Source organism: Priestia sp. SIMBA_032, assembly GCF_046535215.1.
GTDB lineage: Bacteria > Bacillota > Bacilli > Bacillales > Bacillaceae_H > Priestia > Priestia aryabhattai.
Genome location: NZ_JAWRXD010001188.1, coordinates 1 through 251 on the forward strand (window position 1 = coordinate 1; position 251 = coordinate 251).

The window sequence follows — 251 nt, forward strand, 5'->3', positions numbered from 1 at the left end:
CTGGTGACCAGTGCTGTCCTGGGACTGATCTCGCTGCCTTTCGCCATTTCCTTCATGAATTCCCCGGAATTCATCGACAAGCTGCAGGAAACCGCCCGCAATGCCAATGTGGAGATTGATTCCTCCTACATTTCCGCCGCCATCGCCGGTGGCACGTTCTCCACGGTGCTCTCCGGCATCTTCGCGCTTGCCGTCTCCCTGGGCCTGGCCTTTCTGGTCCGGGCCGGATTCAACTGGGCGCGGATCCTCGT

The 251-nt window shown here is 60.2% G+C and carries 1 protein-coding gene; it reads left to right on the plus strand.

Going from position 1 to position 251, the window contains the following annotated elements:
* The coding region (locus tag SB717_RS38065) for a hypothetical protein (RefSeq protein ID WP_410908364.1) at positions 1-251 on the plus strand (251 nt) is incomplete at both ends.